Here is a 22,094-nt window from a genome sequence, read left to right on the forward strand (position 1 = left end):
CGGCTGCGACCCCGGCTGCGACCCCGGCGCCGGCTCAGGAGCGGAGCGCCGCCAGCAGTCGCACGCGCGCCCCGGTCTGCAGGACACCCCGGGCGTAGAGGCGCCCGGCCAGCCACACCAGGACGGGAAGGATCGCGACGGAGAGACCCAGCGACAGGGCCACCTCCCAGGTCTCCACGCCGCCCAGCGCGGTCCGGACCGGCATCATCAGCGGGGCGCAGAAGGGCAGCTGCGACAGCACGACGACCAGCTGGTTGCCGGGGTCCCACGGCACGACGCTGACGGCGAGCACGTAGGGCACCATCATCAGCATGACGACGGGCGAGATGACCTGGGAGACGTCCTCCTGCCGGGAGACGAGGGCCGCGAGGCCCGCCAGCACGATCGCGTAGGTGGCGTAGCCCAGGACGAACCAGACCAGGGTCCACAGGGCGGTCGCACCCAGGTCGAGGGAGCTGGCGTCGAAGAGGTCGAAGGCCACCGCCGAGACCACCGCCGCCGCGAGCACGCAGACCACCTGGATCAGCCCGACCACGCCGATGCCGAGCACCTTCCCGGCGAGCAGCTGCCACGGGCGCACCGTCGCCAGCAGCAGCTCCACCACCCGGCTCGACTTCTCCTCGACCACCCCCTGGGCGACCATCTGCCCGGAGCTCATCACGGCGACGAAGATCAGGATCCCGGCGGCCAGGCCGGCGAAGACCTGGGCGCCGTCCCGCTCCTCGCCGTCCAGGCGCTCGACGGTGGGCGCCGCCTCGGCCAGGGCTCGGCTGACCGACGCCGGGTCGCCACCGAGCGCGCCGACCTCGTCGGCGAGCGCCTCCTGCTGGGCCATGGCGCTGAGCAGGGGCGAGAGCGAGCCGGGCACGTCCTTGTCGACCAGCACGACGAGGTCCGGCAGCAGCGCCAGGTCGGCGTCGCCTGCTGCGACGAGCCGCTCGGCGGCCTCCCGGTCGGCGACCTCCACCAGCTCGACCTCGGTCTCACCCGCGGCCGCGAGCGACTGCAGCGTGCCACCGAGCACGGCGGAGCCGGGGACGACGGCGACGCGCTCGGCGCTCGGCGAGGCCAGCCAGGCCGCGAGCGCGCTGCCCAGGACGATCGTCGCGACGAGCGCCAGCGTGGTGAGGACGAAGGTCCGGGAGCCGGCCTTGGTCCGGATCTCCCGTCCGGCGACCAGCGCGACGACGTTCCGCGACCTCACGAGGACACCACGTCGCGGTAGAGGTCGACGAGGGTGGGCCGGGCCTGGGCGAACTCGGTCACCGGCCCGGCGGCCAGCGCGGCCCGGAGCAGCCGCTGCTCGGCGCCGCTCGGCGGGTCGGGGAGCTCGACGACCGTGCGGGCGCCCTCGCGAGCCACGACCCGGCTCCCGGGGACGGTGTCGGGCAGCGTGCCGGTCCAGGCGTCGGCGGGTGGACCCTCGACCACCCAGCGGGGAGCCTCGTGCCGGGCGAGCTCGTCGACGCGACCCACCGCCACCATCCGGCCGTCCCGGATGATGCCGACGCGGTCGCAGAGCCGCTCCACGAGGTCAAGCTGGTGGGAGGAGAAGAGCACCGGCACCCCGGCGGCGGCCCGCTCGCGCAGCACGCCGCTCATCACGTCGACCGCGACCGGGTCGAGCCCGGAGAAGGGCTCGTCGAGGACCAGTGCCTCGGGGTCGTGGGTGAGCGCGGCGGCGAGCTGGACCCGCTGCTGGTTGCCGAGGGAGAGCTTCTGCACCTCGTCGCCGACCCGGCCGCCGACACCGAGGCGCTCGGTCCAGCGCACCATCGACGCCTGTGCGTCGCCGCGGGACATGCCGTGCAGCCGAGCGAGGTGGACGAGCTGGTCACCCACCTTCATCCGGGGGTAGAGGCCGCGCTCCTCGGGCATGTAGCCGATCCGGCGACGGTGCTCCTCCCCCACGGGCTCCCCGTCCCAACGGACGGCGCCGGAGTCGGCGGCGAGGACGCCGAGGATGATCCGCATGGTGGTCGACTTGCCGGCACCGTTGGACCCGACGAAGCCGAAGATCTCGCCCGCCGTGACGTCGAACGTCGTCTCCTGCAGGGCCACCACCTCGCCGTAGGACTTGGAGAGACGGTCGATCTCGAGTGTGGGCACGGCCGACAGCCAAGCAGGTTCCGCACGGGTGCCGGGTGCCGGGTGCCGGGGACCGGGTGCCACCCCGCGTGCCACGGCCGGGACGCGCTCCCGGCGGGGCGAGGCGCCCGACGGGGATGAAGTCAGGCAGGGTTGGGCACTGGCGGGCCGGGACGCGCCCGGATCCCGCAGGACCTAGTGACCGGAGAGAGAACGTGCTCGGCAGACGCAGGACGCCACCCCCACAGCCCGTCGTGCCGGCGTTGCCGCCCGCGGCTCCCCCGCCGCCGCCGAAGCCGCCGACCCGCGGCGAGGTGCTCGACCGGGTGGGCGGCCGGATGGCGACCTGGTCGCTGCGGCTGCTGCTGATCGGGGCCGCCACGGTGGTGGGGTTCTGGATCCTCGGCAAGATCTGGGACGTCACCCTCCCGGTGGTGCTGGGGCTGCTGCTCGCCACCGTGCTCTGGCCGCCGACGCGGCTGCTGCGCAAGGTGATGCCGGCGGCGCTCGCGGCGCTGCTCACCCTGCTCGCCGGGATCGGCGCGATGGTCGGGCTGATCTTCGTGCTGGCGCCCCAGGTGATGGGTCAGTGGGAGGAGGTCCGCGACGCCGCGCTCGACGGCATCCTCGAGCTCCGGGACCTGATCGCCGAGGAGCCCTTCAACGTCAGCAGCGACCAGATCGACGACGTCTTCGACCAGATCCTCGAGCAGGCGCAGGGGAACGCCGGCTCCATCGCCGGCGGCGTCCTCACCGGCGTCAGCACGGCCACGTCGTTCCTGATCACCGGGATCCTGGCGCTGGTCCTGTGCTTCTTCTTCCTCAAGGACGGCCCCAAGTTCGTCCCGTGGATCAGCGAGCTCGCCGGTCCGCGGGCGGCACCCCACGCGGCCGAGGTCTCCCGGCGGCTGTGGGTCACGCTGAGCGGCTTCATCAAGGCCCAAGCCGCGGTCGGCCTGGTCGACGCGGTGGCCATCGGCATCGGCCTGGTGATCCTGGGGGTGCCCTTCTGGCTGCCGCTGTCGGTGCTGATCTTCTTCGGCGCCTTCATCCCCATCATCGGCGCCTTCCTGACCGGCGCGATCGCCGCCCTGGTCGCGCTGGTCACCGACGGCCCGACCAACGCCCTCATCGTGGTGCTGCTGATCGTCGTGGTGCAGCAGCTGGAGGGCAACGTGCTCCAGCCGATGCTGGTCGGCCGCACCCTCGACCTGCAGCCCGCGCTGGTGATCCTCTCGGTCACCGCGGGCGGCGGCCTCGCCGGCATCGTCGGCATGTTCCTCGCCGTCCCGCTGCTGGCGGTCAGCGTGGCGCTGCTGCGCTACGCCAGGGAGATGCTGGAGGAGAAGGCGCGGCAGCCCGACGAGGTCGATCCGCGGGGCCCGGCCATCGAGCTGTAGCCGACCGGGCGAGGCCTGGTCCGCTCAGCGGGGCAGCAGCGCCCGCACCCGGGCGGCCAGCTCGACCGACGCCTCGATCTCGGCGCGGCGCACCGAGACGCTCTCCACGTTGAAGCCGATCGGGGCGCCGAGCCGCTCCGCGTAGGCGACCAGCTCGGTGGCCGTGGCCAGGCACTGGTCGAACGACGCCGCCAGGGTGTCGTCGGTGTGGCGCAGCTCGTTCTGCATCCACCGCGGCACCCGGACCCCGAGCCACTGCAGGAAGTCGAGCGTCTTCGCCGAGCCGCAGACCGAGAGGGTGAAGACCAGCGGGACCGGCTCCACCCCCTCGGCCCGGCACGCGTAGGCGTAGTCGGAGAGCAGGTCCTTGGCGGCGTTGACGTCGTAGACCACCTGGGTGACGAAGAACGAGCAGCCCCGGGCCTGCTTGGCGAGGAGCCGCGCGTGCTCGCCGCCGCGCTCCGCGTGCCGCTCCGGGATGGCCACGGCGCCGAGCAGCAGCCCGGCCGGGCCGCCGGGCCGGTCGCTGCCCGGCTCCTGCGGCAGCTCACGGTGCAGCTCACGGTGCAGCTCCTGGGCCCGGGGCAGCGTGGTCCGGACCGGCTTCTCGCGCGACGAGGCCCCGACGAAGACCGTCAGCACCCGGGCGGGGTCCTGCGCCCGCATCCAGCCGGCGAGCTCCTCCTCGTCGTACTTGCCGACGCACCGGTAGATCACCAGCGGCTTCTCCCAGGCCGCGAACTCCTCGGCGAAGTCGGCGGGGTCGAGGGTCGAGCTGAAGGGGAAGGGCCGCTCGTCGGGGTTGCGGTCGCTCTCGTCGTCGATGTCGTAGAGGACGATCGCGTCGAGGTCGAGCCCGGCCAGCCGCTCGAGGGTGCGCTCGGCGACCTGCCTGACCTTCTCCGGAGGGCTCTCGGAGCGCGGTGGGGTGAGCCCGAAGAGCACCATGCCGCCGCGACGGTCCGCGAGAAGGCGGACCAGACCGGGGTCGTTCAGCACTCGGCCCCGCCCTCCACGAACCAGCCGCCGTTGGCGTGCCGGATCAGCGCCAGGACGACCACGGGCCGGCCGTCGACGACCACGGAGGCCTCCGCGCGAGCGCCGTCGCGGGAGTCGATCCGCACCTCGGAGCCGGGCCGCGACCACGGCGCGACCGCGTCCCGGGGTGTGGTGCCCACCGCGGGTGCGGCGGCGTCGCTCATGAAGACCGAGGGCATGCCGGAACAGCCGAGCCGCTCGACCATCGCGGACCAGCGCTGCTGCCGGCCCGGGTCGTCCTCGCCCGGGCCGTTGGCCGGACCGGGGTCGAGGCCCGCGCCCACCTCGGTCAGCGTCTCCAGCAGCGTCGGCGGCGCCTGGAGCACCCCGGTGACCACGCCCGGGTCCTCGTCGAGGCCCGCGACCCGGTCGGCCGGGCGACTGCTCAGCCGCACCTCGCGGCAGCCGAAGTCGTCGACGACGACGCCGGTCAGGTCGTCGTCGTGGGCGGTGACCAGCATCCAGCGCGGTCCCAGCTCCTGGGTGCACATGCGGTCCTGCTTCGCGGGAGCCAGCGCGGCCAGGTCGCGGTCGATCCCGGCGAGCAGCTCCTGACCGACCGGCTGGGGCCCGCCCACCCGCTGCCAGCCCGAACCGGATCCCGAGCCCTGGCCCGGGTCGTAGCGGCAGACCCACGCCTCCTGGGCGGCGGCCAGCGCCGGCGCGGCCGTGGCCGGCTCGCCGAACCGCTCGTCCTGGGAGGCGGGCTCGGGCAGCCGCGCGGGACAGACCTCTCCGTCCGCGGCGGCGATCTCGTCGGACCCGGTCGGCGCCGCGCCCGGTGCGTCCGAGGCCTCCTCGGTGCCGCAGGCGCCGAGGGCGAGGACCAGGCCGAGGAGCGGGACGACGGACGCCCGGGTGAGTGTCCGGGAGCGCAGGAGGCTGTTCATGGGGGTGGGACGCGCCACCCCCGCGATCGGTTCCGTCGGCGCCCGGCCCCTCATGCGGGGGGTGCGGGCAGGCTGACGACGAACGTCGTCCCCGCGCCGAGCCGGGACGAGCAGCTGATCGTGCCGCCGTGGCGCTCCAAGGCCCGCCGGACGATCGAGAGGCCCAGGCCGCTGCCCGGCGAGGAGAGCGCGGCGGGGTTGGTCGAGCGGAAGAACTCCTCGAAGAGGTGCTCCTGGTCCTCCGGCGAGATGCCGAGGCCGGTGTCGGCGACCTCCAGGGTCACCGACCCCGCCCCTGGGGTCAGCCGCACGGCCACCCGGCCCCCCTCGGGGGTGTACTTGACGGCGTTGCTGAGCAGGTTGGTGACGACCAGGTCGAGCTCGTCGCGCACCCCCCAGGCGGGCACCGGGCCCGCGGGCAGCTCCCGCTGGACGGTCAGGCCCTTGCGGAGCACCTCGACCCCGAGCAGGTCGAGCACCTCGTCGACGACCGCCACCAGGTCGACGGGGGCGGGCTCGAAGGGCTGGGTCTCCTGGTCGGACCGGGAGAGGACGAGGAGGTCCTCGACCAGGTGCTGCATCCGCTTGCCGCCCCGCTCGATCACCTCGATGGAGTGCAGGACGCCGTGGGGCAGCTCGGTGTCGCCGTCCAGGATCTCCACGTGGCCGAGGATCGCGGTGAGCGGATTCTTCAGCTCGTGGGCGAGGGTGGAGATGAGCCGCGCCTTGTAGCCGTTGACCTCGCGCAGCTCGGCGACGATCCGTCGCTCCTTCTCGAAGGCGCGGGCGGTGGCGAGCGCCCGGCCGAGGTCGCGGCCGATGTCGAGGGCGGCGCGCTGCTCGCCGGGCGTCCAGCCGTTGTCGGAGTCGTTGCGGCTCAGCACCAGGGTGCCGAGGCACTCGCGACCGGCGCCGATCGGCACGCACAGCAGGCGGGTGATCCCGAGCTCGGCCATCATCTCGTAGACCCGCTGCTGGTCCCGCTCGGGCAGCACCCACGCGGGGGTGGTCTCCCCGTCGAAGATCGCGACGCCCTGGACCCGCCACAGCTCGCGGGCGACCACCCGGCCGACGAGCTTGAGCTCGTGCGGCAGGTCGAGCGTGCGCCCCCGGTCGTCGCGCACCGCGTCGTGGCCGAGGTCGTCGCCCTTGAAGGCCTGGATCCACACCCCGGAGGCACGGAAGCCGTCCAGGATGGCCGTCTGGCAGACCTCGACGATGCGGGAGAGGACGAGCTCGGAGCTCACGGCGCGCACGATCGTCCGGGACACGGTGGCGAGCCTGACCCTCTCGGTCAGCTCGACGTCCAGGGTGGTGGTCATCGCCCACGGCCTCTCACGTGGCGCCCCGCTGCAGGGCATGCCTGGTCGAGCGTACGGTTACCGCCGGGTAGACGTCCATAGGACACAGCCAACAGCGCCGGGCCAAAGGTCCCGACCGTGAACGGGGCCCGTCGGGACGCGACGCGGCCGTCGCACCCCACTGCTAGAGCACGACGACCGCGTGTCGGCCGTACCCCGGTGACCCCGAGCGAACCGGGGTCTATTCAATCCGCGCAGCCCGCTCGCCGGCGCCCGCGATGCGCTGGTCCTCGGCCTGGTCGGCGATCACCCGCTCGGCGACCAGGCCCAGCTTGAGGTTGAGGTCCTGGGAGGCCTTGCGCAGCACCTCGAAGGCCTCGTTGGAGGAGATCCCGTGGGCCGCCATCAGCAGCCCGGTCGCCTTGCCGATCTCGCGGTTGCTGACCAGCCCCGCCCGCAGCGTCTGCGCCTCGGCGTGGTGGCTGGCGGCGCCCAGGGCGACGGAGGCGAAGGCGGCCACGAGGGCGCCGGCGCGGGCCGAGTCGTCGTCGAGCGCGCCCGGGGTCTCGGAGAAGATGTTGAGCGCCCCACCCTTGCGCTGCCCCACCCGGATCCGGTAGCCGATCATCCCGCGCACGGGCGTGCGCTCCAGCACCAGCCGGGCGAGCTCGGGCCAGGTGGATCCCCGGGTGAGGTCGCTGTCGATCTGGAAGGCCTCCTCGGTGATCGCGTCGTAGCAGGGGCCGTCGCGCAGCTCCTCCTCGAGGGCGTCGATCGTCCGGGCCACCTCGCTGGTCGGGCCGTGCACCGTCATCCGGCCACCCCCGGCCAGGATGGAGATCGCGGCATGGTCACAACCCGGCACGACGGCCACCGCCGTCCGCGTGATCGCGGCGTAGATCTCCTCGTAGCCGGGGCGGTCGTAGACGATCTCCGCGAGGGCGGAGAGCGCAAGGGTGACCTCACCCGGAATCTCATCACGCACGAGAGGATTATGCCGCACCCGGCGAAGCCCCCCCGCATCGTCAGGTCGCCGGGCGCTCGACCTGCGCGGCCAGGTGCGCAGGCGCCTGCACGCAGTAGGAGTCGGTCAGCGCCTCGGCCAGCTCCTGCCAGTCGGTCCGCTCGTCGAGCAGCATCCCGATCAGGTTGCCGCCCCACCCGGCGCGGAAGTAGGGCTCGCCCAGGTGCTGGTAGGCCGCCACCTCGTCGGGCTCGCCGCGGAAGGTGATCCGGAAGCGCTGGTCCTCCCCGCCGAAGACGTGCGCCACCGTGGCGCCGCCCACGCGCCACCGCACGCCGGTCCAGGCGGGCTCCTGCCGGCAGGAGGGCAGGGCCGAGAGCACCCGGTCGATCCGGGCGACCCACTCCTCGGGGACCACGGGTCGGTCAGCCAGCGCCATGGGGCGGAAGCCTGCCACGATCGCCGGATGAACCCCTACACGCACGGACACCACGAGTCGGTGCTGCGCTCCCACCGGTGGCGGACGGCGGAGAACTCCGCCCCCCACCTGCTGCCCCACCTGCGAGCGGAGACGACGCTGCTCGACGTCGGCGCCGGCCCCGGCACGATCACCGTCGACCTGGCGGGCCGGGTGGCCTCGGTGACGGCGACCGAGATCAGCGAGGAGGCGCTCGCGCTCAGCCGGGCGCTGGCGGCCGAGCGGGGCGTCACCAACGTGCGCTTCGAGGTGCAGGACGTGCACGCGCTCGACCTGCGCGACGACACCTTCGACGTCACCCACGCCCACCAGGTGCTCCAGCACGTCGCCGACCCGGTGCAGGCGCTGCGCGAGATGCGCCGGGTGACCCGGCCCGGAGGGTTGGTCGCGGTGCGCGAGAGCGACTACCGCGGGTTCGCCTGGTTCCCGGCGCTGCCGGAGCTCGACGAGTGGATGGCGCTCTACCAGGAGGCGGCCCGGGCCAACGGCGGCGAGCCGGACGCCGGGAGGCGGCTGCTGTCCTGGGCGCGGGCGGCCGGGTTCGAGGAGGTCACCGCGACCTCCTCCACCTGGTGCTTCGCCGACGACGCCGACCGCGCGTGGTGGGGCGGCATGTGGGCCGACCGCATCCTGGAGTCGGCGATGGGCGCCCAGCTGCTCGACGAGGGCCGGGCCACCCGCGCCGACCTCGAGCGGATCTCCGCCGCCTGGCGGCGGTGGGCCGCCGACCCCGACGGGTGGCTCTCGCTGCTGCACGGCGAGGTGCTCTGCCGGGCCTGAACCCGGGCCGCCGGGGCGACCACGAGCGTCCTATCGTCGAAGACGTGCCTCCCACACCTCCCGTCCTGCGCTCCGCCGGCTTCGCGGAGCTGACCACCACCGAGCTCTACGCCCTGCTCCGGCTGCGGGTCGACGTCTTCGTGGTCGAGCAGGAGTGCCCCTACCCCGATCTCGACGGCCGTGACGACGAGCCCGGCACCCGCCACGTGTGGCTCGAGCGCGACGGCGAGGTGCTCGCCGCGCTCCGGGTGCTCCGGGACCCGGACGCGACCGTGATCGGCCGCGTCGTCACCCGCGGCGACCAGCGCGGCCACGGGTACGCCGCCCGGCTGCTCACCTCGACGCTCGAGTGGCTCGCGACGCAGGGGGGTGCCGGCACGGTGCGGATCGGCGCCCAGGCCCACCTGGAGCAGTGGTACGCCCGGTTCGGCTTCGTCCGCACCGGTCCGGGCTACCTCGAGGACGGCATCGCGCACCTGCCGATGGGGCTGACGCTGCCGGCCTGACCCGGCCTGACCCGGCCGGCCCCGACCGAACTCCTCCGGGGGAGCTTGGGACGGGTCTGCTTCACTGGCTCGGTGACCAGCCAGACCGCCACCCGAGCCCTCGTCGCCCCCTCCGCGGGCGCGCCCTTCGAGCAGCGCACCGTCGAGCACCGGGCGCTGCGCGACGACGACATCCTGATCGACATCGCCTACGCCGGCATCTGCCACAGCGACATCCACCAGGTCCGCGAGGAGTGGGGCAAGGCCATCTTCCCGATGGTGCCGGGCCACGAGATCGCCGGCACCGTGGCCGCGGTCGGCGACGGGGTGACCAGCCACCAGGTCGGTGACCGGGTCGGCGTCGGCTGCATGGTCGACAGCTGCGGGGAGTGTCAGTACTGCAAGGACGGCCAGGAGCAGTACTGCGAGAAGGGCGCGGTGATGACCTACAACGGCCGCGGCTACGACGGCGAGGAGACCAAGGGCGGCTACGCCCAGCAGGTCGTCGTCTCCGAGCGGTTCGCGGTGCGGATCCCCGAGGGGATCGGCCTCGACGAGGCGGCTCCGTTGCTCTGCGCCGGCATCACCACCTGGAGCCCGCTGCGCCGCTACGGCGTCGGCCCGGGCAGCAAGGTCGCGGTGATCGGCCTGGGCGGGCTCGGCCACATGGCGGTCAAGCTGGCCGCCGCGCTCGGCGCCGAGGTCACGGTGCTGAGCCGCAGCGAGGCCAAGCGCAAGGACGCCGCGGAGCTCGGTGCCACGGCGTACGCCGCCACCGAGGACGCCGAGAGCCTCAAGCCGCTGCGCAGCTCGTTCGACGTCATCGTCAACACCGTCAGCGCCGACCTGCCGATCGCCACCTACCTGCGCCTGCTCAAGCCGCTCGGCACCCTGGTCAACGTGGGCCTGCCCCCGGGCGCCTTCGAGGTGCCGCCGGGGATGCTGGTCGGCGGCAGCCGCTCGATCGCCGGCTCCAACATCGGCGGCATCCCCGCGACCCAGGAGATGCTCGACTTCTGCGCCGAGCACGGGATCGGCGCGACGATCGAGACCATCTCGGCCGACCAGGTCGACGCCGCCTACGACCGGGTGGTCGCGGGAGACGTGCGCTACCGCGTGGTGATCGACACCTCGACGCTGGGCTGACGCCGGCCGGGCACACCCTGCTGCCCACCCGGGCCGCAGGACCCTGGTCGCCGGGCGCGCCCCTGCCTACAGTCGTGGGATGAGCGCCGCCGCCGACCAGCGCCGGACGATCCTGGTGACCGGTGCCGCCGGACCCGCGGGTCGCACGCTCGGCGCGCAGCTGGCCGGGCGCGGCGATGCCGCCGGGCTGCGGGTGCTCGGCGTCGACCTGGCCCCGGTCGACGTCCCCGGCTACGAGGAGGTCGGGCCGGTCGCGGGCGCGCTCGACCCCGACTACGACCAGGCCATGGTCGAGCTGCTGGCCAGGCTGGGTCCCGACCTGGTGCTGCCCACGGTCGCGGAGGAGCTGCCCCGGCTCGCCGTGCTGGGGGCGGCGGCCGGACTCGGCGACCGGCTGGTGCTCTCGGCCCCCGGCCCGGCCGCGCTCGCCGCCGACAAGCTGCTCACCATGTGGGCGCTGGAGCGGGCCGGAGTGCCGGTGCCGGCCTTCGGCGCCGCGGACCGCCTCGGCTCGGCCGCCGAGGCGCTGGCATGGGCCGCCGGACCCCTGGTGGTCAAGCCCCGGGTGGCCAGGGGCGGGCGCGGGGTGCACGTGGTGGAGTCGCCGGACGACCCGGCGTGGCATCAGGTCGACGGCTCCTGGGTGGCCCAGACCTTCGCGCCCGGCACCGAGTACAGCCCGCAGGTCTACCGCTCGCCGACCACCGGCGGGTGCGTGGTGGTGGTGCTGGAGAAGACCGGGCGCAAGCAGGGCCGGGTGGGCAACGCGACGTCCGTCGTCAGGCTCGCCGACGGGGCCGCGCCCGACGTCGCCGAGGTCGCGGCCGCCGCGGTGGTCGCGCTCGACCTGGTGGGGCCGGTCGACCTCGACGTCCGCCGGACGACGGACGGCACTCCCGTGGTGCTCGAGGTCAACGCGCGGTTCGGCGCGGTCTGTGCCGAGGCTCCCGAGCTGCTCGGATCCGTCCTCGAGCAGTGGCCGCGATGAGCGATGCTCTCCTTCCTGGCGGCCCTCCTCCTGGTCATCGTCCTGCCGTTGGCCGTGCTCGGGCTCGTCCGGCTGCTGCTCGTGCCGTGCGCGCTGCTCTTCGAGCTCAGGCAGCGCCGGCAGTCACCCGGGCCGGCGGGGTGCGGCCCGCTCTTCACCGAGCCGCCGCTGGTGAGCGTCGTCATCCCGGCGTTCCGCGAGGGGGTGGTGATCGACAACTGCCTGCGTTCGGTGCTGGGCAGCGCCTACCCGCGGCTCGAAGTGATCTGCGTGGACGACGGGTCCCCCGACGACACCTACGAGCGGATGGTCCGCATCGCGCAGGCACACCCCGGCCGGGTCACGGCCCTGCGCCAGGAGAACGCCGGCAAGGGCGCGGCGCTCAACACCGGGCTCGAGATCGCGACGGGCGACGTGCTGATCCTGGTGGACGCCGACGGCCTCTTCCGTCCCGACACGGTGCTCCGGATGCTGCGTGGCTTCCGCAGCCCCCGCATCGGGGCGGTCTGCGGCAACGACCGTCCGGTCAACCTGGACCGGGTGCAGACCAGGCTGCTCGCGCTGATCAGCCATGTCGGGACCGGCCTGATGCGGCGTGCCCTGGACGTGCTGGGGTGCCTGCCCATCGTCTCGGGCAACAGCGGCGCCTTCCGGCGCGACGTGCTCGAGCGCACCGGGCCGCTGCGCACCGACACCCTCGGCGAGGACCTCGAGCTCACCTGGCGGGTCCACCGGGCGGGCTTCCAGGTGGCCTTCGCGCCCGACGCCCTGGTCTACGCCGAGTCGCCCTCGACCGTGCGCGGCCTGTGGCGCCAGCGGGTCCGCTGGGCCCGCGGCCTGCTGCAGACCACCTCGATGCACTGGCCGGTGCTGGGCAACCCCCGCTACGGCCGGTTCGGGCTCTACCTGCTCTTCAACACCGCCACCCAGGTGGTCGCCCCCTTCGCCCAGGTGACGGGGCTGGTCACCCTGGTCGTCCTGGTCACGACCGACGGCGTCCGCTGGCTCCCCGACCGGTGGTGGGCCTGGGTGCTCGTGCTGGGCGTGCCACTGGCGCTCGGCCTCCTGCTCCTCGCCTGCCTGCTCGACCGGGCCCTGGGCGACCTGCGCTACCTGTGGACGGCCCTCCTGTGGCCCGCCTACTCCACCCTGATGACCTTCGTCATGCTCGATGCGGTCCGCCTCGAGCTCACCCATGCGGAGAACCGATGGAACAAGCTGGAAAGAAGCGGGACCGTGTCAGTGGCGGAAGTCCGCGACGACGAGGGCCGTGGCTGGTGATCCTGGCCGTCCCGCTGGTGCTGACCGTGCTGGCGGCCCTGCTGATCGCCCGGCCGTGGGAGGAGCTGCCCACCCTGCGGCCTGACGAGCGCCCGGACGAGATCCGCTCGCTGAGCATCGACTTCTCCACGGTCGTCGACCCCACCACCAACTGGGGTGCCGTCGACGAGCGGCTCAACTCGGTCGACGCCAACGCCGTCGACCTCAACGCCGGACGGGTGGAGTTCACCGCCTTCGACTGGGACGAGCACCCGGAGGCGGCGGCCCAGCCCGGGTTCGACCACATCAAGCGGGCCGCCAGTGCGCTGGCCCGGACCGACGACGGCACCCCCCGGTCGTTCGCCCTCATCGTGGACGCCTACGTGCCCGGCTGGATCCAGGACGACCCGTCGATCGCGGGGGTCTCGGCGGACGGCACGCGCTCCCGCTACCGTGCGTCTGCCTCGCAGCTGGCCCGGGGCGAGGTGGGCGACCGGCTGGTCGACTACGTGGCGGCGCTGGGCGCCCGCTACGAGCCGAGCCAGATCGCGGTCACCGAGCTCTTCCTCAACCGGTTCAGCTTCGGCGACGACGACCTCGGGCTCTTCCGCGAGATGACCGGCGAGCAGGACTGGCCCCGCACCCCCGACGGCGAGATCGACGAGCAGGGGACGACTCTCACCACCTGGCGGGCCGAGGTGCTGGCCGGCCTGATGAGCCGGATGCGTGCGGCGCTGGACGAGGTCGACGACGGGGAGGGCGCCGAGATCGAGCTGGCCATGGACGTCCGGCTCGACTGGGAGGACCCCGCGGTGGGCTCGCTGGGCAGCGGCCACGACTACGCCGTCCTGCTCGAGGCGGTCGACCGGCTCGTGCTGTGGGCCTACGTCTTCGAGGACCGCGCACCCACGGACATCGAGGAGGTGACCGCGGGGCTGCAGGCCGCCGGACTCGACATGTCGCGCTTCACCATCTCCGTGGGCCTGTGGGCGCGAGGACCGGGTGGGGACGTCGACGACGCGATCACTCCCTCCCGGCTCGCCACGTCGGTCCGCGCCGCCCAGACGCACGGGATCTCCCACGTCAACGTCACCCCGCTCCGGCTGATGTCGGACGAGGCCTGGGCGGCGCTCGCGGAGGTGTGGAACCCCTAGCCCTGCCCCTGACCCTGCCCCTGCCCCGGGTGCTGGTCCGGGTGCTGGTCCGGGTGCTGGTCCGGGTGCTGGTCCGGGTCCGGGTCCTTTCTCGCTGCCTCCTCCGGCAGCGGGTGGGCCCCGGAGTCGGTCGACCGGGCCGTGTCGCTGTGCAGGTCGGGGAGCAGCGCGTCCACCTCGGTGCCACGTCCGAGCTCGCTGCGGATGGACATGGTGCCGCCGTGCTGGGAGACCACCGTCTGGGCCAGGGAGAGTCCGAGCCCCAGCCCGGGCACCTGACGGCGCCGGCTCTCGCGGGTGCGGTAGAAGCGCTGGGTGATCCGCTCCAGCTCCTCCGGGGCGATCCCCACGCCCTGGTCGACCACCCGGATCCGGGCGGCCCGCTCGCCGTCGGGGGCGGTGGCCCGCTCGGCGCTGACCACGACGTGCGTCCCCTCGGGGCTGTACTTGAGCGCGTTGTTGATCAGGTTGTCCACCACCTGGCCCAGCCGCTGGCCGTCGGAGACCAACGGGACCGGCGAGTCGCCGGCGACCTCCAGGGTGATCCCAGCCCCGGTCGCCTCCGGGCCCTGACTGGCGACGGCCGTCCGGACCACCTCGGCCACGTCCAGCTCCTCGGGCACCATCGGAACGCCGCGAGCCACCCGGGCGCCGAGCAGCAGGTCCTCGACCAGCGCCCGGAGCCGGCGGGCGTTGCGGCCGATCACCTCCAGGTAGGTGCGCTGCTCCTCGTCGAGCTGCCCGCCGTGGAGCTCGAGCAGGTCGAGGTAGCCCAGGATGGCCACCAGCGGGGTCCTCAGCTCGTGGCTGACCAGGCTGAGGAACTCCTGCTGGGCCTTCTCGGCCGCCTCCCGCTCGGTGGTGTCGGCCCCGATGAAGAGGTAGCCGGCCGGCACGGCGTCGTCGGGGCTCTCCAGCCCGTCGCGCAGGGTGACGGTGTACTCCAGGTGGCGCTCGGTGCCGTCGGGCAGGGTGCGCACCAGCTCACCGACGTAGGGCTGTCCGTGCGCGGCGTCGCCCACCAGCAGCGTCATCGCCTCGTCATCGGTCAGCAGGCGCTCCCGGATCTCGCTGCCGGCCTGTCGCACCGGGCCGAAGAGCTCGAGCAGGGAGTGGCCGACCAGCTGGTCGGTCGGACGTCCGAGCAGCCGCTCGGCGCCGATGTTGGCCAGCAGCACCTTCCCGGCGAAGTCGGTGGCCACCACCGCCTGCTCGGTGGCGGCGGACATGATCGTGAACATCGTGTCCCGGGAGCGGCGCAGGTCGCGGGCCACGAGTGCGATCCGGTTCCTGGCCGCGACGAGCTGCTCGGACTGGCGCCGGACCGTCTCGGAGAACGCGTGCAGCCCCAACGCGACCGTGATGACCATGATCATCGTGACGAGCGCCCGGACGGCAGGGAACCCGGGGTCGGGAAGCACCACGAGCGGCGCGACCAGCACCACCGCGGACCCGACCAGCGCGATCGACACGGCGGTCCGGCCCGGCGCCAGGGACAAGGTGACGACCGGCAGGAAGAGCAGCACGTCGAGGCTGCCCACCCCCTCCCCGGCACCGAGGTCGATCAGGCCGACGGCGAGCAGCGTGGGCACACCGAGGATGTAGGCACCCACGGGCGAGCGCCGGTCCCAGGTGCCGAGCCAGGCCACCAGCTGCATCGCCACCACGGTCGCCACGCCCGCGACGATCAGCCACGGGTGCCGCGGAGTGATCGCCAGCGGGACCAGCGCCGCGATGAGCACGTAGAGGACGGTGGTCGGCAGCTGGCGCAGGCCGGAGGCGTCGGCCCGGAACCACGCCCGGCTCAGGCGGACGAGCCGGCCCGTGGTCGGCTCCTCGGCGAGGAGGAGCCAGGAGTCGCTCACCGGCGTTCCCGGGCGTCATCCCCGTGCTCGCTGTCGGCGTCCTGCCCGTCGACGGCCGGAGCGACGCGCACCCGCGAGGTGGTCACGACCAGCTCGGTGGCGCGCAACGTCTCCAGGGGCTCCACCTCGCGGGCCGGGCTGAAGCGGGACCAGTAGCGCGCGGTGGTCCGCACCACGTCGGGCTGGATGTACTCGCGGTGCGACTGGGAGACGAACGCCGCGAGCATCTGCAGCTTGGTCTCCACGAACCCCTCGACGTCGACGAACCGGTTGGGCGCGAAGTCGACCGTCGAGGACGGGCTCTGGAAGCACCACACCGAGCCGACGCCCCGCGCACCGATCTCGACCGCCTCGTGGACCGCGCGGTGGTCCTGGTGCCGGTCGTGGGCCCCGTGGGTGTAGATCCGGTCGGGCTGCAGGTCGGCCACCACCTCCTCCACCGACGTGATCAGCCCCTCCGCCGGCACCAGGTGGGTGTCCGGGTACTCCAGGTGGATCAGGCGGGCACCGACCACAGCGGCGGCGTCGGCCGCCTCGCTGCGGCGCTCCACCGTGTCGCCGCCCACCGCTCCGCCGGACATGATGAGGATCGTCAGGTCGTCGCCCGCGGTGGCGTGCGCGGCCAGGGTGCCGCCGACCCCGATCTCGACGTCGTCGGGGTGGGAGCCCACCGCCAGCACCCGCTGACGGGCTCCGCTGCGGCGGGTCCGGGTGAGCTCGGCCAGCTCGGTGGCTCGCTCGACCAGGATGGTGGCCGGCACGGGCTTGGTGAGGAACTCGTCGGCCGCCTCGCGCAGCGCGACCACCGCGTGGTCGAAGGTGGGGTAGGCGGTGAGGATGATGATGGAGAGGTCCGGGTCGATCTCGCGCACCCGCGGCAGGATCTCCAGGCCGGAGCGACCCGGGAGCATGATGTCGCTGACCAGCACGTCGTAGGCGCCCGGCTGCATCCGCGCCAGCGCGTCCTCCGCGGTGCCGACCACGTCGACGGAGAACCCGCCGTGGCGGCTCAGCGCGATGCGGATGAACTCGGCGGAGTCGCGGGCGTCCTCGAGCACCAGCGCCCGCAACTGGAGCTCGGCCACGGTGACTCCCCTCCGCCGGAGGTCGGACCACCACGGTAGGCCCGTGGAGGGCCGGCGTGCACGGGCCAGAAGTCACATCGGCCGGGTCACCGGCCCGTCTGGGACGGTGAAGGCCTCACTGCCGGCGCGGGGAGTCGGCGAACAGGTGGCACAGCAGGTCGCGGCTGCGCAGCTCCGTGCGGCGCGGGTCCGCCAGCACCGGGTGCAACCGCTCCCCCGCGACGCTCCCTTCGACGACCCCGAGCTCGGGCCCGCCGGCGTCCGGGGTGGCAGCGTCGAGCAGCACCTCGACGTCGTGGATGCCGGAGCCGGTCTCCAGGATCGTCGTCGGTCCCAGCCTGCGCAGCATCGCCAGGGAGGCCGGATTGTCCTGCAGCACCTCGGTGAGCACCCTGGTCACCCCGGCGGGGCGGCTGCGCACCAGCTCCGGCAGCAGCGCGGAGGCGACCCCCCGGCCCTGCCACTCGTCCCTGACCGTCACGGCCAGGTCGGCGGCGTCCGGGAGGTCGGGGTAGCGCACCAGGCGGCCGATCGCCACCGGGGCGTAGACGTGGTCCTCGACCTCGGGGCAGAGGACCAGGGCGACGTGGTCGACCCCGTCCACGTCGTCGACGAGGTGGGAGAGCATCGCCTCGCTCAACCGGGTCATGGGGGTCAGGAAACGCAGTCGTCGAGACTCCGGCGAGAGCTGCTCGAACGCCTCCGCGAGCCGCTGCTTGTCGGTGTGGTCGAGGGCGACGACCCAGGCGTGGGTGCCGTCTCGCAGCATGACCTCTTGCGCCATCGGACCTCCCAGATCGGCGGACAGCCTCTCCCGCGAGCCTAGGCCGTCGCGCGTGACACCGCTCTGCGGCGCCAGCCCAGCACGATCGCCAGCACGATCCACACGCCCAGGAGGACGGGCGAGGCATAGAGCACGCCGACGAAGAACCCGCCGACCGGTCCGCCGTAGTAGTCGAACTCGCGGCGCTCGAGCGGCTCCTCGGGCAGCTGCGCGATCCACTCCGGCAGCCGCAGTGCCGCCTCGCCCAGGTACTCCGGCTCCCGCTCGACCCGCGGCCCGTCGTACGGCCCGTCGACGAGGGCGTAGCCCTCGGAGACCTGCGTGGTGCTTCGCTCCGGTCCCTGCCACAGCACGACCACCGCCGGCTCGTCGAGCCGGTGCAGCATCTGCTCGGCGGCCTGGGCGTAGTGGTCGTAGCCGGCGGCGCGGCTCTCCCGCCAGACCACCACGTGCACCGGCAGGTCGCGCTCGGCGATCGCGGCCGCGACGGCCGCCTCGCCCTCCTCGTCGAGGAGGTGACGCGCGTCCTCGCTGACGTGCACCCGGTCGTCGCGGAGCCCCTCGACCGCCGCCACCACCCGGTCGCCGGCGTTGCCGAAGGCGCGCTCGGCGCCGCTGTCGAGGTGGAGCACCACCGGCACGACGGCCAGTGCGCCCAGCGCGAGCGAGACGGGCAGCCGCTTCCACCACCTCATCGCAGCTCCCGCTGTGCGGCGGCCACCGGGTGCCACAGGTCGTCGACGAAGGCGCCGTACCCGGTCCGGGCCCACACCGTGTCGGCCTCGTACCAGGGGCGGCGCCGGCCCAGCACGCCGGCCGGCACCCGCATCGGCTCCAGCGTCCGCTCCGGGGCGTCGCGGCACCACTCGCAGACGGGCACGGTGAGGTCCCGGTCGGCGACCGGCACCCGGCGACGGTGCGGTCCCTCGCCGTGGCGGGGGTCGAAGAAGCAGGGACGGTAGGGCTTGGGGCGCCCCTTCCGCGACCGGGCCGCGAAGTCGAGCGCCCGGTCGGCCGTCCGGGTGAGCACCAGGGCGCCCACCAGGTCGTCGAGGTCCGTCTCGTCGGTGCCGGTGCGGTCCAGCACGGTGCGGGCGGTGTCGTAGGAGCCGTCCACCAGGATCCGGGTCTCCTCCGTGAGCGCCGCTCCGGTCGGGGAGGCCAGCCGCTCGGCCAGCGCGTCGAGCTCGCCCTCGGCGAGCGCCCGGACCTCGTCGGGGCCGGGCAGCGGCGCCGCCTCCCGCTCCGCCTCGACGGGACGTCGCGGCGCGAGGGCCGAGAGGGTGCGCCAGCGGTGCACGAAGCGGAGCACCAGCCAGGCGCAGCCGCCCACCACCAGGAACGCCATGGTCGACCACACGGCGTAGTCGCCCGGCATCGGGTGCTCGTAGTCGAGGTCCCACTCCGGGGGCTCGCGCCAGACCTCCTCCTCCGCGAAGGCTCCCCACTCCTCGGGGCTGAGGTCGCCGTTCTCGGCGAGCACGGTCAGGTCGCGGGCGGCCACGCCGGGCAGGCTGAGCGCGGCGTCCGCCCCTCCTTCGGGGGCGTGCTCGCTCTGGGCCCGGTAGCGCAGCGACTCCTCGGGGACGTCGCCGAAGGTCACCAGCGCGTGGGCGTAGCTCACCGGGTCGGTCTGGACCCAGAAGACCGCGTCGCCGCCGATCCGCTCGTGGAGCAGGGTGGCGAGCTCGCGGTCGGGGTCGTTGCCGGAGAGGCCGTCGGGCGCCGGCACCATCACGACGTACGCCGGGAAGGGCGCCTCCTCGACGATCTCGCGCAGCCCCTCGCGCACCTCCTCGGTGTGGCCGTTGCCGAAGAGGACGTCGACCTGCACCGGGTCCTCCAGCAGCGCCTCGGCGAGCTCGTCGGGGGTCGGGCCGGCGGGGGCGTTCACCGCAGCTCCCGGTGGATCCGGGTGACCAGGTCGGGCTCCAGCGCGCCGAACCCGGTCGACGCCCACGGCTCCCGGTCGGTCTCGAAGTAGTGGCGCGGCCTGCCCTGGACCACCACGTCGAGGATGTCGGGGCGCCGGCCCGCCTGCAGGTCGCGGCGGCAGGCCTCGCAGATCGGCGCCTTGACGGTGCCCGAGTCGTGCTCGAGGGTGCGGTCGCGGCCGGCCCGCCCGTGCAGCGGGTTGAGGAAGCACGGCGCCGCCGGGGTGAAGGCCCTGCCGCGCCTGGCCGCCGCGAGCGCCTCCTGGCCGCGGCCGGCCAGGACCACGGCGCCCACCGCGTCGAGCGGGTCGACGGGGGCCGCCGGGTCGTCGTCGGCCGGGAGGACCCGCCCGGCCGCCTCGTAGTGGTCGAGCGCGGCGGCCCAGGCCGCGCTGTCGGAGCCGGTCATCTCGGCGGCGTCGATGCTCTCCCCGAGGCGCAGCACGTCTCTGCGGGCGCGCCGGACCAGCTCGACGTCACCGGCGGCCCGGACCCGCTCCAGGACCGAGTCGGGCAGGACGAACGTCGCCGACGAGCCCTGGCCGCGCAGCCGGGTCACGGCCGTCTTGACGCCGACGACCACGATGGCGAGGAGCAGCACCACGAGCGCGCCCTCGGCCACCCCGAGACCGTCGTCGGACCCGCCGTCGGAGCGGTCCGACGGGGTGAGCGTCTGGGTCTGGCCGCTCTCCCGCTCCTGCCGGGTCTGCTCCAGGGAGGCGGTCCGGCCCTCGGCCGCGTCGCGCACCAGCTCCCCGAAGGTGCCCTCGGCGAGCCCGTCGACGATGCGCAGCAGCCCTTCGCCGAGCTCGTGCGGGGCGCCCACCCCGTCGGGCTTGCGGTCGCCCTCGGAGAGCACCAGCTCCACGTCGTCGGTCAGGTCCTCCGACCCGGCGACCTCGCCCCACTGCAGGATCGCGAGGTTGAGCTCGGTGCCGTCGGGCAGCCGCGGGTAGAACGCCTCGCCCTCCCGGCTGCGCCAGATGTTGTTGACCCCCACGTAGAGCCCGTCCGGCCCACCGGCGTCGTGCACCCGCACGAGCAGGTCCGACCCGCCGTGGATGCCCTCCTCCGGCGGTTCGACCAGCACCAGGTTGAGGGGCACCCCGGCCTCCCGGGCGGCCGTCTGGATCTGCTCGAGCTGGCGGGGTGGGATCCACCCCTCGGCGCCGGGCCCCACGTGCACCCCGCCGGCCTGGAGGTCTGCGACGATCGCGTCGATGTCGCGGTCGGGCACGCGGGTCTCCTCAGGGTCGTGGGGTCGGCTCGGTCACCTGGTCGTCACCAGGTGAGCTCGATCTCCAGCTCGTTCTCGTCGCCGCCGATCTCGACCTCGACCTTGAGGGTGACCTCGTCGGGCACGTCGACGGTGATCCGGTGGCCGTTCTTCTCCAGCTCCACGGAGTTGTGGCGGGCCAGCGCGTCGGCCAGCGCGTGCAGCTTGGCGGCGGCCTCCTCGCGGCTCATCTTCTTGGTCTGGTCGATGTCGAACAGGTCGTCGCTCACGTGTCTCTCCCTCGTTCCCGACCCGGACGGGTCGCGGTGTTGCCCAGACCGTATCCCGCGGCGCGGGAGGCCCGCCTCAGACGTGGCCGCTGAGCTGGGCCATCCTGGCGGCCAGGGCGTCGACCATCGCGCTCGCCTGCTTGGCGGGGAGCGCGGAGCGCCGGTCGCCGCCCTCGCTCGAGACGGGGAGCACGTCGACGGAGAGCCGCGCCCCGCCGGCGAGGGCGCGCAGCTCGTCGAGCCGGTCGGCGAAGGGGGAGCCGCTGCCGGGCGAGTAGTAGGCCAGCGCCTCCTCGACCCGGTCGGGGTAGAGGTCGGTCTTGGTGACCGCGACGACGAGCCAGACCGGCTTGTCGCGGCGTACCGCCATCGAGGCGATCCGGTGCGCGGTGATCGTCCAGTCCTCCAGCTCGGCGGCGAGCTGCTCCTCACGGGTGGCGCTGGCGGCGCCGGTGGTGCCGGCGGTGCGCCGCGGGGTGGCGTGCCCCCAGGCCACCACGTGGACGACGCCGTCGACCGGCTCGTCGTGGAAGACCTCGTCGAGGGCGCCCAGCCTGGTGGCGGCGTTGTCGCCGGGCACCACCAGGAAGCGGAACCCCTGGAGCCGCCGGGAGCGGCGGGTACGGCGCTCCATCACCGCCGAGCCGACCTCGGCGGCGCCGGCGTTGGTGGTGCGCCGGGTCAGCCGGTCGGCGAGCTGGGTCTTGCCGACCCCGGTCATCCCGGTGACGGCGACGACGGGGAAGCGGCGGCGGAAGAGCCGGCCGACCCGCTCCGGGGTCGCGGCGAGGCCGGTGAGGAGACCGCCGGCGACGGTGACCCCGAGGGCCGACCGGCTGCTCCCCCGGGCCGCGGCGGGCAGCAGCCTGCGGATCCGGGCGGCGGTGGGACGGGACGCGGGGTCGGGCACGTGGCCTCCTGGGGCGCGGATCGGTCGCGGCGTCGGTC

Annotated in this window: 22 protein-coding genes; 7 read left to right on the forward strand and 15 right to left on the reverse strand. The window is 74.1% G+C overall.

Features of this window, described 5'->3' with window-relative positions; genetic code table 11:
- Positions 1-34: 34 nt before the first annotated feature.
- Both AC4BG9_RS14995 and AC4BG9_RS15000 read right to left on the reverse strand, forming a co-directional pair.
- Positions 35-1,204, reverse strand: coding sequence for an ABC transporter permease (locus tag AC4BG9_RS14995; RefSeq protein WP_490571919.1), 1,170 nt, complete (start codon positions 1,202-1,204; stop codon positions 35-37).
- Positions 1,201-2,109: an ABC transporter ATP-binding protein gene (locus tag AC4BG9_RS15000; RefSeq protein WP_490571920.1), complete on the reverse strand. Its 909-nt coding sequence runs from the start codon at positions 2,107-2,109 to the stop codon at positions 1,201-1,203. The genes AC4BG9_RS14995 and AC4BG9_RS15000 overlap by 4 nt, the downstream gene beginning before the upstream one ends.
- A gap of 233 nt (positions 2,110-2,342) precedes the next feature.
- On the opposite strand from AC4BG9_RS15000, the gene AC4BG9_RS15005 reads away from it, so the two are divergent.
- On the forward strand, positions 2,343-3,488 hold the full coding sequence (locus tag AC4BG9_RS15005; protein WP_490571921.1) for an AI-2E family transporter: 1,146 nt from the start codon (positions 2,343-2,345) through the stop codon (positions 3,486-3,488).
- 24 nt (positions 3,489-3,512) lie between these two features.
- Here the strand turns inward: AC4BG9_RS15005 and AC4BG9_RS15010 are convergent, their stop codons facing one another.
- The 5 genes from AC4BG9_RS15010 to AC4BG9_RS15030 all read right to left on the reverse strand — a co-directional run bounded on the left by AC4BG9_RS15010 (position 3,513) and on the right by AC4BG9_RS15030 (position 8,120).
- Positions 3,513-4,487, reverse strand: coding sequence for a methylenetetrahydrofolate reductase (locus AC4BG9_RS15010; RefSeq protein WP_490571922.1), 975 nt, complete (start codon positions 4,485-4,487; stop codon positions 3,513-3,515).
- Positions 4,481-5,434, reverse strand: coding sequence for a hypothetical protein (locus AC4BG9_RS15015; protein ID WP_490571923.1), 954 nt, complete (start codon positions 5,432-5,434; stop codon positions 4,481-4,483). Before AC4BG9_RS15015 ends, AC4BG9_RS15010 begins: the two co-directional genes overlap by 7 nt.
- Positions 5,435-5,466: 32 nt before the next feature.
- A complete protein-coding gene (locus tag AC4BG9_RS15020; RefSeq protein WP_490571924.1) occupies positions 5,467-6,738 on the reverse strand; it encodes an ATP-binding protein in 1,272 nt (423 codons plus the stop codon).
- Positions 6,739-6,958: 220 nt separating this feature from the next.
- On the reverse strand, positions 6,959-7,702 hold the full coding sequence (locus tag AC4BG9_RS15025) for a GAF and ANTAR domain-containing protein (protein WP_490571925.1): 744 nt from the start codon (positions 7,700-7,702) through the stop codon (positions 6,959-6,961).
- 40 nt (positions 7,703-7,742) lie between these two features.
- Entirely contained in the window at positions 7,743-8,120 is a 378-nt protein-coding gene (locus tag AC4BG9_RS15030) for an MmcQ/YjbR family DNA-binding protein (RefSeq protein WP_490571926.1), read from the reverse strand.
- A 27-nt stretch (positions 8,121-8,147) separates the two neighbouring features.
- Here AC4BG9_RS15030 and AC4BG9_RS15035 point away from each other — a divergent pair, with 27 nt between their 5' ends.
- The 6 genes from AC4BG9_RS15035 to AC4BG9_RS15060 all read left to right on the forward strand — a co-directional run bounded on the left by AC4BG9_RS15035 (position 8,148) and on the right by AC4BG9_RS15060 (position 13,972).
- Positions 8,148-8,939 (forward strand): class I SAM-dependent methyltransferase, encoded by a 792-nt coding sequence (locus tag AC4BG9_RS15035; protein WP_490571927.1) that lies wholly within the window; start codon positions 8,148-8,150, stop codon positions 8,937-8,939.
- Between the two features lie 44 nt (positions 8,940-8,983).
- On the forward strand, positions 8,984-9,445 hold the full coding sequence (locus AC4BG9_RS15040) for a GNAT family N-acetyltransferase (protein WP_490571928.1): 462 nt from the start codon (positions 8,984-8,986) through the stop codon (positions 9,443-9,445).
- A 72-nt stretch (positions 9,446-9,517) separates the two neighbouring features.
- Positions 9,518-10,570, forward strand: coding sequence for an NAD(P)-dependent alcohol dehydrogenase (locus AC4BG9_RS15045; protein WP_490571929.1), 1,053 nt, complete (start codon positions 9,518-9,520; stop codon positions 10,568-10,570).
- Positions 10,571-10,649: 79 nt separating this feature from the next.
- Entirely contained in the window at positions 10,650-11,558 is a 909-nt protein-coding gene (locus tag AC4BG9_RS15050) for an ATP-grasp domain-containing protein (RefSeq protein ID WP_490571930.1), read from the forward strand.
- A gap of 3 nt (positions 11,559-11,561) precedes the next feature.
- Entirely contained in the window at positions 11,562-12,839 is a 1,278-nt protein-coding gene (locus AC4BG9_RS15055) for a glycosyltransferase family 2 protein (protein ID WP_490571931.1), read from the forward strand.
- Positions 12,836-13,972 carry a hypothetical protein gene (locus AC4BG9_RS15060; RefSeq protein ID WP_490571932.1) on the forward strand — a complete coding sequence of 379 codons (1,137 nt, stop codon included), beginning with the start codon at positions 12,836-12,838 and terminating at the stop codon, positions 13,970-13,972. The genes AC4BG9_RS15055 and AC4BG9_RS15060 overlap by 4 nt, the downstream gene beginning before the upstream one ends.
- Here the strand turns inward: AC4BG9_RS15060 and AC4BG9_RS15065 are convergent.
- The 8 genes from AC4BG9_RS15065 to AC4BG9_RS15100 all read right to left on the reverse strand — a co-directional run bounded on the left by AC4BG9_RS15065 (position 13,969) and on the right by AC4BG9_RS15100 (position 22,056).
- Positions 13,969-15,837 (reverse strand): sensor histidine kinase, encoded by a 1,869-nt coding sequence (locus tag AC4BG9_RS15065; protein ID WP_490571933.1) that lies wholly within the window; start codon positions 15,835-15,837, stop codon positions 13,969-13,971. The two genes, AC4BG9_RS15060 and AC4BG9_RS15065, sit on opposite strands and share 4 nt — an antisense overlap.
- Complete coding sequence (locus AC4BG9_RS15070; protein ID WP_490571934.1) at positions 15,834-16,922, reverse strand: PIG-L family deacetylase; 1,089 nt, start codon at positions 16,920-16,922, stop codon at positions 15,834-15,836. The genes AC4BG9_RS15065 and AC4BG9_RS15070 overlap by 4 nt, the downstream gene beginning before the upstream one ends.
- A gap of 115 nt (positions 16,923-17,037) precedes the next feature.
- A complete protein-coding gene (locus tag AC4BG9_RS15075) occupies positions 17,038-17,706 on the reverse strand; it encodes a GNAT family N-acetyltransferase (protein ID WP_490571935.1) in 669 nt (222 codons plus the stop codon).
- Positions 17,707-17,744: 38 nt separating this feature from the next.
- Entirely contained in the window at positions 17,745-18,401 is a 657-nt protein-coding gene (locus tag AC4BG9_RS15080) for a hypothetical protein (RefSeq protein ID WP_490571936.1), read from the reverse strand.
- Positions 18,398-19,600 (reverse strand): hypothetical protein, encoded by a 1,203-nt coding sequence (locus tag AC4BG9_RS15085; RefSeq protein WP_490571937.1) that lies wholly within the window; start codon positions 19,598-19,600, stop codon positions 18,398-18,400. The genes AC4BG9_RS15080 and AC4BG9_RS15085 overlap by 4 nt, the downstream gene beginning before the upstream one ends.
- Positions 19,597-20,877 (reverse strand): hypothetical protein, encoded by a 1,281-nt coding sequence (locus tag AC4BG9_RS15090; protein WP_490571938.1) that lies wholly within the window; start codon positions 20,875-20,877, stop codon positions 19,597-19,599. The genes AC4BG9_RS15085 and AC4BG9_RS15090 overlap by 4 nt, the downstream gene beginning before the upstream one ends.
- A gap of 44 nt (positions 20,878-20,921) precedes the next feature.
- Positions 20,922-21,146 carry an amphi-Trp domain-containing protein gene (locus AC4BG9_RS15095; protein ID WP_490571939.1) on the reverse strand — a complete coding sequence of 75 codons (225 nt, stop codon included), beginning with the start codon at positions 21,144-21,146 and terminating at the stop codon, positions 20,922-20,924.
- Between the two features lie 76 nt (positions 21,147-21,222).
- Complete coding sequence (locus tag AC4BG9_RS15100) at positions 21,223-22,056, reverse strand: hypothetical protein (RefSeq protein ID WP_490571940.1); 834 nt, start codon at positions 22,054-22,056, stop codon at positions 21,223-21,225.
- Positions 22,057-22,094 lie beyond the last annotated feature (38 nt).

Source organism: Nocardioides sp. Z40_12, assembly GCF_058215795.1.